Origin of the sequence: Peribacillus psychrosaccharolyticus ATCC 23296 (genome assembly GCF_000305495.1) — a bacterium.
Taxonomy (GTDB): domain Bacteria; phylum Bacillota; class Bacilli; order Bacillales; family DSM-1321; genus Peribacillus; species Peribacillus psychrosaccharolyticus.
This window is the reverse complement of the sequence record NZ_AJTN02000051.1, coordinates 1-7366: the sequence shown is the minus strand read 5'-3', so window position 1 is coordinate 7366 and position 7366 is coordinate 1. Positions and strand designations below refer to the sequence as shown.

Sequence of the window (7366 nt, the reverse complement as noted above, 5' to 3'; positions counted from 1 at the left end):
GGCATGGGCAGCTCGCGTGACTGGGCAGCTAAAGGAACAAATCTGTTAGGAATCAAAACTGTAATTGCCGAAAGCTTTGAACGTATTCACCGTTCTAACCTTGTTTTAATGGGTGTACTGCCGCTTCAATTTAAAGAAGGCGAAAATGCTGAAGTACTTGGATTAACAGGTAAAGAAGCAATCGATGTTCAAATTGATGAAACAGTTAGACCACGTGATATCGTGAAAGTAACAGCTACTGATGAAGCTGGCAATAAAAAAGAATTTGAAGTGCTTGTCCGTTTTGACTCTGAAGTTGAAATTGATTACTACCGTCACGGCGGTATCCTTCAAATGGTATTACGTAACAAACTGCAAGCAAAATAATATGCTTATTACAATGGCGGCAAATCCTTTATAGGGTCTGCCGCCTTTATTTTGTCCAAAAAGTGAACGTTAACTAAGTGGTCTTGCTGTTTCATGATCAGTTCTTTATTTGGATGTATATTGCTGGTATGATGAAGGATGTACAAGTTGTTCTAGCTGCGGGTTATCAATAATAATATGTATAAAGGTAAGCGAATAAGGGTGTATGGATTGCAAGCATAGGGGGATACATATGTGGAAGAAAATAATTGCCTCAGCAGTTCTTCTCGTTCTAATTGGCATTGCTATTTTTCAAGCAATGGACAGACAAGGGCCGACATCCGTCAGTAATGACCAATTAGGCGGTTTGAAGATAGGGGTCAAAGCTCCAGATTTTGAATTGAAGACATTAACAGGGGAAAGTGTTAAGCTTTCTGATTATGAAGGAAAAAAAGTAATTTTAAACTTTTGGGCTACGTGGTGTCCGCCGTGTCGGGAAGAAATGCCGGACATGGAGAAATTTTCACAGGTTATGGATGATGATGTGGTAATTCTAGCTGTAAATATTGATCCAGAAAATGATGTTCAAGCATTTGTAAAAGAATATGGCGTTTCTTTTACCATTCTGCTCGATAGTCAGAGTTCAAAAAATCCAGTTAATGACCGCTATCAAGTACTTAGTATTCCAACCACTTACTTTATTGATTCTAAAGGGATAATCCAGGATGTTTACCGTACGGCAATGAGTGAAAGCTATATGAAAGATACCATCAATAAAATGAAGTAACGGGCAATAGTCTGTTGCTTTTTTTGTTGGAAAAATAGTTCGTCTATTTAGTTACTGCATATGAAAAGCGTAAAACGTTTTCTAAATTTTTAATTATTTTTGGCTAGGACTAGCAATAATTGGAGATAATAAAAGGAAATCAAGTAGAGGTGGTTCATAATGAAAAAAAGAAAACGTACATTTGAAGAGCTGGTAATGGAAAATCGTTTAGAATTACTGAAGAATTCAAAACAATTGGAACTCATCGAAGATCGTTTAGAAAAACGACATTTACAAAAAGCAGAATAAAAATATGGCAGGCATCACTTTCTTCCCATAGTAAACACTATGGAAAGGAGGCGATAAACATGAGTAATCCGAAAAAACATCCACAAGCATTTGTACCCTCTCATCTTGGAACTCAGCCGAGAACGGGACATGGAAATAAAGGAAAGAAAATGGCAGATAAATCGGGTGAGCATGCTCAGGTAATTCAAACAAAGGGCGAGTAATGGAATGTAAGGAACAAACTTAAAACGTATATTTCTTACTCAAAAGCGGTAAAGGGGGTCAGTCCCTTTGCCGCTTTTCTCTTGGTATAACAACCGCTTTAATCATTTTGTTTTCCACTTGGGGTGTCAGCTAAGGCGATTCACAGTTATTTATGATAAGATGGAAAGGAATTTTCGGGAATGGATGAGTGAAAATGACCTCAAATCAAGAGAATAAACGAACTGACTTACCACAACATACATACATGGATGAAACGGATCCAGCATCTATTGTCCAAGCATTAAAAAATATACACGAAACTAATCAAGAAGCCGATATAGAACGATCCAGGCTGTATAGTCTACTGGCAAAAATACAAAAAGCGGGAAGAGGCGAAGGATCGCTATATACTGCCTGGGTTCAGGAAGCATTGAGACTTAATCCAGCTAATCAGCTTGCCAATCAATTATTAGCAGACTCTGAATGGAGAAAATATCTAGGGATATTTGATGATTATGTTTTTCCTCAAATGAGAGAAACGGATAATCGTACCGCTAAAAAGAATATTGCTGAACAGTATATCAAAAACTGTGAGCTCTATTTGGAAAATACAAAGAAAACGCAGGACAGACTTCATAAAGGCTTGTGGGCTGCTCAATCCATTGAAGATCCTAAACTACTGGAAAGATACCAAAAAGCTGAAGTCTTACTGACTGATATAAAGGAAATACTTACATTATTGCATCAGGCGTCTATTGATTACGAAGAGTCCATTACAGGTGTTTTCCATACAGCGACACATTATGCTGTCATAAAACAGGCTCTTGAAAAATTACAAAGAAGTAGAGATGAATGGAATGCATTATTCGAACAAACTGAAGAAACGCTTCCTGCAGGAGGTCCGCTTGAAGAACTAGAAGCAATGGTCGGTTTGTCCGGTGTCAAAAATAGGGTTCGTGATTTTTATCGTTTTCTACAGTACCAAAATCGACGAACCGAAATAGGATTACGGATTAAGTCTGAACAAAGCTTGAATATGGTTCTAACTGGAAACCCAGGTACAGGTAAGACAACCATTGCCAGGCTGCTGGCGAAAATTTATTATGAGCTCGGTGTACTTCCTCGTGAAGAAGTTTTAGAAGTCGAGCGCTCTCAGTTAGTAGGGGCATATGTTGGCCAAACGGAGGAAAAAGTTCAAGCCATCGTCGAAAAATCAGTAGGAGGCGTCCTATTTATCGATGAAGCTTATAGTTTAAAGCGAGATGGAAAATCGGGCGATGATTATGGACAAACCGTAATCGATACGCTGGTTTCATTAATGACTAATCAGAAATACAACGGGAAATTTGCGGTTATTTTGGCCGGTTATCCAGATGAGATGAGGCAGTTCTTACAAGCCAACCCTGGACTAAGAAGCAGGTTTCCACAGTCAAATCATTTTCATCTGCCTGATTATACCACTGAAGAACTGCTCGAGATTGCTAATCAGGCAGCCTTGGAAAATGACTATTTGTTAACGAAAGAAGCATTGATTGAACTCGAAGAGAAGCTTGAGCAAGAGCAGGTCGACGAAACATTTGGAAATGCTCGAACAGCACGTACACTTGTCACAGATGCCATTTTTACAAAAGGTTCACGGGCGAAGGTAGATACGAAGCAAGTTCTCGAGTTCACCGTTCTATCTCCGGAAGATTTTCAAATGAACGATTCAACTACAGGACATTCACCATGGAAAACATTTGATAAATTAGTCGGGCTAAAAGATATTAAACGAGAAGTGGAGGCATTAGCATCGTATGCCCGTATCCAGCACATTCGAAGACGACAAGGAATGAAAGCTGTCCCTGTCCAGTTCCATGCCGTCTTTACTGGCAATCCTGGGACGGGTAAAACGACGGTTGCGCAAATCTATTCAGAGTTATTAAAAGAAAATGGAATGCTGAAAAGAGGGCATTTAGTTGTTGCAAGCCGAGCAGACTTTATCGCGGGATATGTGGGGCAGACCGCGCTTAAAACCAAGAAGAAAATAAAGGAAGCGCTTGGAGGCGTGTTATTTATTGATGAAGCCTATTCCCTGTTAAGTCAAGGTGAAAATGATTTTGGAAAAGAGGCAATTGATACACTCGTGGCAGAAATGACGCGTCATAATGAAAATTTAGTCGTCATTCTCGCTGGATATACAAAAGAAATTGATCGTCTACTTTCGAGTAATCCCGGTCTGCGTTCTCGTTTTAAAAAGTTTATTCATTTTCCTGATTACAATACAGAGGAATTAATTGAAATTATGCAGAGGTATAGTGAAGAATATCAATATACTCTGTCAGAAGAAGCGCTAGCATGGGTAACAGCTTATTTAACACATTATCATGCACCAGGGAACGGACGATATGCTGCTAATTTAATCAACGAAGCCATTCAAATGCAGGCCCTTCGTCTGATGCCGAAATCGACAGATGTATGGGAAGATACAGATTTAATGGTCATTACAGAAAATGACTTAAAGCAAGCTGCAGAAAAACTTAAAAAAGGGGAAAAATAATGCTTATTTCAGAAAATAGTATTGAAGTCCGTTACGCAGAAACAGATCAAATGGGAATCGTCTACCATGCTAATTATCTAGTATGGATGGAAATTGGACGAACAAAGCTGATTAAAGATATGGGCTTTAATTATGCTGAATTAGAAGCAGAAGGAATTCTATCACCGGTGTTAGATATCCAAGCTTCTTATAAAAAACCACTTAAATATGGACAAACCGCAACTGTTTTAACATGGATTGAAAAGTATGACGGGCTTCGTGTTACGTACGGGTATAAAATCTTAACTGACACGGGTGAGCTTGCAGTAAGTGGTTCTTCGATTCATGTTTGTGTTAAAAAAGATTCCTTCCGTCCTATCTCAATCAAGAAATTATATCCGGACTGGCATCAAGCATATGAAAAAAATAAAAAGAAGAAGCAGAATGAGTAGAGGGTGAGGGGAGGAACAGATGGCATTTGGCATTAAAAGAAAAGAGTTAGAAGCATGGAAGCAAAAAATCGATGAAGGTGAAATTGCTTTTTTAACACATTATTGGCTTGATGACCGTTTTCCTGATTGTAACACCGTCACCAAAGCAGGTTGTCAAGATCTTACTAAACTTGAACGGTGGGGACAACAGTACGGACTTCGCAAGGAATGGATTCACCATCGCCGCGACGGGTATTCACATTTTGATTTACTCGGTGCTAAACAAAGGGAAATCCTTAAGGCTGAAGGAATAGTTGAAAAACTGGTCAATTAACATGGTGAATCCTGCGGTTTAGACTTCTTATAAAAAAACACCGGTTAGCCGGTGTTTAATTATTTGCAGTTATTTCTTCGTAACGAAAAGCCGGTTCGGCTGTCTTATCATTAAAGTCGATATACAGGTCATGATTATCAAAGTACCACTCGTCGTTTTTTTCGATAAAGTAGGTTATTCCTTCATGTTTAATTGAAGTGGCAGGATCAACAGGTTGATCAAGATTAACTCCTAAAGAAAAACCGCTTTGAATGGGGCTGTGTCCGCCATATCTGACAAAAAATCGGACGCTGCTGCCTTCTTGCAGTTCCATTTCATCTGCATACCATTGAGATGCAGGCCCAGAGATGTTAATTTTCATGTATTTCTCCTTTCACGTTTCACGATATGTTTAGTATAAAGGAAAGCTAACTTAGAAGCGAATATGAGGCTTAAGGAAGGGGGGAATACCCATGGATATTATTTATACGATCTGTTTTATAAAAAGGCAAAGAAATAGTATAGAAGAATACTTGCTGCTGCTTCGAAATAATGAACCGAATCAACATAAATGGAATGGAGTCGGCGGGAAAATTGAACCAGGGGAAACACCATTGAATTCCATTCAACGGGAAATTCTCGAAGAAACAGGTCTATCCGTTACATCATTAACAGCACATGGGATCGTTACATGGCAGACGGGCGGCATGTATCTTTTTACTGCCGAAAGCAATGAGGAAGTGAAGATTGAGTGTGATGAAGGAATCTTAGAGTGGAAACCGTTTGAATGGATAATGGCAAGCAGCGAAGACGAGGTAGTTAGTAATATTTTGTATTATCTGCCTCATTTAACGAAAGAAGCTAAGCAAAAGGAGTATGCGTGTACATATGGAGAAAATGACCGGCTGCTGTCTGTAGACATAAGAGATTTAGCACTATGTAACTAGAGCGAAGTAGGAATCTCCACTATCGCTCTTTTTGCTGTTTTAGACGATTACGGCACTGGGGGTTCTTGTTAAAAATGAATCCTGCAAAGGACGACATTCAAAGAAGAGGTTGCAAGAAGGAGTTATGGGCATTCACCCAGCATTCAATCGAATAGATGCTGGGTGATGCTTCATATAAAACGTGTCTTTATTTTTTTCGAGTTTTTCAGCTTCCGCCATTTTCGCGACTAAAATGTGCGCTGGCATATGCATGATTTGCTCTAACGGAAGATTCAGCGTTTCCGCCAATTTAACAGCTGTTTCCGCCGATATTTGTAAGGGTCTCATAAGTAACCTCCATTATATTAAAATCCGATAAAAATAACGCCTGAGAGGACGAGTAAAAAGCTAAGATAATAGAAAAGTAAAAACGATGGAACTAAACTGCCGGTTTTAATGGTAAGCCAAGCGAAGAAACTGCCAAGGAAGCAGAAAAGGATGCTTGAGTACAATTGGAAACCTACCGTACTCTGGGTGATGCCAAAGCCAATACCAGAAGTAAGAATGGCGGTCGTTTGTGTCGATTGAATGGTTAATGCACGAAGAAGGATCCCTCTCCAAATCAACTCTTGCAAGGCGGCATGTAAGAAACAGAATAGCAGCCCATAGGTTAGTAGCGGCAGTGTGATTGGTTTGTTTAATAGGATGACGAGAACGGGCAGAGAAAACAGCAGAACCAACACAAGCATAACCCTTTTATTGAGTCTTATGGGTCGATCATACATGAGCTTAACAAGTTTTTCTTTGATAAAAGAATAGTAAATGATACTGATGGGAATGAGATTACAAATCAGTAAGAGCCTGTTTAAGAGGATCTTAGATGGTAAGGAAACATCCGTTACGTCGACGAATTTATTCGCATACAGATAGAGAAGATGTCCGAATAAGTAAGCAATCGACATCCAGAGGACTATGCGGTTCCTTTCATTGAAAAAGACAAGGGTTAGCATAAGAAGGCCTGCAAGATAGAAACTAATTTGAAGATTCTGCTGATGAATAAAGAATACGATAGCCATGAATAGACATGGAATCAGATACTGAGGCCAAGCTTTTTCTTTCGTATAAGAATAATTCATCCTGTCACTTCACTTTATTTAAAATGAACAAGCCTGTCCTATTATTGGACAGACTTGAAGCTTAAAGCCAGGTGATTTTTGGTTCCGTTTTATTCTTAATCCGTTTAATATTCGCACGGTGTTTGTAAATAATGAAGACCACAAACACAGCAAGTACGACGAGCAGCGGTTTATCTTCATATGCAAAAAACAGTGCATAGATTAATCCTGCTACAGCTGCAATCATTGAAGAAAGTGAAACATATTTGCTCAGGTATAAAGAAATAAAGAAGACCAAAACCAAAATTAAAAATAAAATCGGGTGGGTTCCAAGTACTACACCCGCTGATGTGGCAACTGCTTTTCCTCCGCGAAAAACCTGCGAATACAGGAAACATATGACCTATAACCGCAAATACTCCGGCGAGCAGCAAAATGAATATCTGTATCAAGAAGAAGC

General features: G+C 39.2%; 10 protein-coding genes and 2 pseudogenes. 8 read left to right on the top strand and 4 right to left on the bottom strand.

Annotated features, from left to right (window positions below; all coding sequences use genetic code 11):
* The 7 genes and pseudogenes from WYK_RS05050 to WYK_RS05025 all read left to right on the top strand — a co-directional run.
* Positions 1 to 366, top strand: a pseudogene (locus tag WYK_RS05050) (aconitate hydratase); the annotation flags it as partial.
* Positions 367 to 598: 232 nt separating this feature from the next.
* Positions 599 to 1132 carry a peroxiredoxin family protein gene (locus WYK_RS05045; protein ID WP_040373500.1) on the top strand — a complete coding sequence of 178 codons (534 nt, stop codon included), beginning with the start codon at positions 599 to 601 and terminating at the stop codon, positions 1130 to 1132.
* Between the two features lie 159 nt (positions 1133 to 1291).
* Positions 1292 to 1420 (top strand): FbpB family small basic protein, encoded by a 129-nt coding sequence (locus tag WYK_RS23740; protein WP_152526410.1) that lies wholly within the window; start codon positions 1292 to 1294, stop codon positions 1418 to 1420.
* Positions 1421 to 1479: 59 nt separating this feature from the next.
* A complete protein-coding gene (locus WYK_RS05040; protein ID WP_040373499.1) occupies positions 1480 to 1623 on the top strand; it encodes an acid-soluble spore protein N in 144 nt (47 codons plus the stop codon).
* Positions 1624 to 1817: 194 nt separating this feature from the next.
* Entirely contained in the window at positions 1818 to 4142 is a 2325-nt protein-coding gene (locus WYK_RS05035) for an AAA family ATPase (protein ID WP_040373498.1), read from the top strand.
* Complete coding sequence (locus WYK_RS05030) at positions 4142 to 4573, top strand: acyl-CoA thioesterase (RefSeq protein ID WP_040373497.1); 432 nt, start codon at positions 4142 to 4144, stop codon at positions 4571 to 4573. The genes WYK_RS05035 and WYK_RS05030 overlap by 1 nt, the downstream gene beginning before the upstream one ends.
* Before the next feature lie 19 nt (positions 4574 to 4592).
* Complete coding sequence (locus tag WYK_RS05025) at positions 4593 to 4886, top strand: hypothetical protein (protein ID WP_040373496.1); 294 nt, start codon at positions 4593 to 4595, stop codon at positions 4884 to 4886.
* Between the two features lie 55 nt (positions 4887 to 4941).
* Here the strand turns inward: WYK_RS05025 and WYK_RS05020 are convergent, their stop codons facing one another.
* Positions 4942 to 5247 carry a HesB/YadR/YfhF family protein gene (locus WYK_RS05020; RefSeq protein WP_040373495.1) on the bottom strand — a complete coding sequence of 102 codons (306 nt, stop codon included), beginning with the start codon at positions 5245 to 5247 and terminating at the stop codon, positions 4942 to 4944.
* 91 nt (positions 5248 to 5338) lie between these two features.
* On the opposite strand from WYK_RS05020, the gene WYK_RS05015 reads away from it, so the two are divergent.
* Positions 5339 to 5812: an NUDIX hydrolase gene (locus WYK_RS05015; RefSeq protein WP_040373494.1), complete on the top strand. Its 474-nt coding sequence runs from the start codon at positions 5339 to 5341 to the stop codon at positions 5810 to 5812.
* Between the two features lie 132 nt (positions 5813 to 5944).
* On the opposite strand, the gene WYK_RS05010 is transcribed toward WYK_RS05015, so the two are convergent.
* The 3 genes and pseudogenes from WYK_RS05010 to WYK_RS23735 form a co-directional block, all read right to left on the bottom strand.
* Positions 5945 to 6139: a YycC family protein gene (locus WYK_RS05010; protein WP_040373493.1), complete on the bottom strand. Its 195-nt coding sequence runs from the start codon at positions 6137 to 6139 to the stop codon at positions 5945 to 5947.
* A 17-nt stretch (positions 6140 to 6156) separates the two neighbouring features.
* Positions 6157 to 6927 (bottom strand): CPBP family intramembrane glutamic endopeptidase, encoded by a 771-nt coding sequence (locus WYK_RS05005; RefSeq protein ID WP_040373492.1) that lies wholly within the window; start codon positions 6925 to 6927, stop codon positions 6157 to 6159.
* Between the two features lie 61 nt (positions 6928 to 6988).
* Positions 6989 to 7366, bottom strand: a pseudogene (locus WYK_RS23735) (glycerol-3-phosphate acyltransferase); the annotation flags it as partial.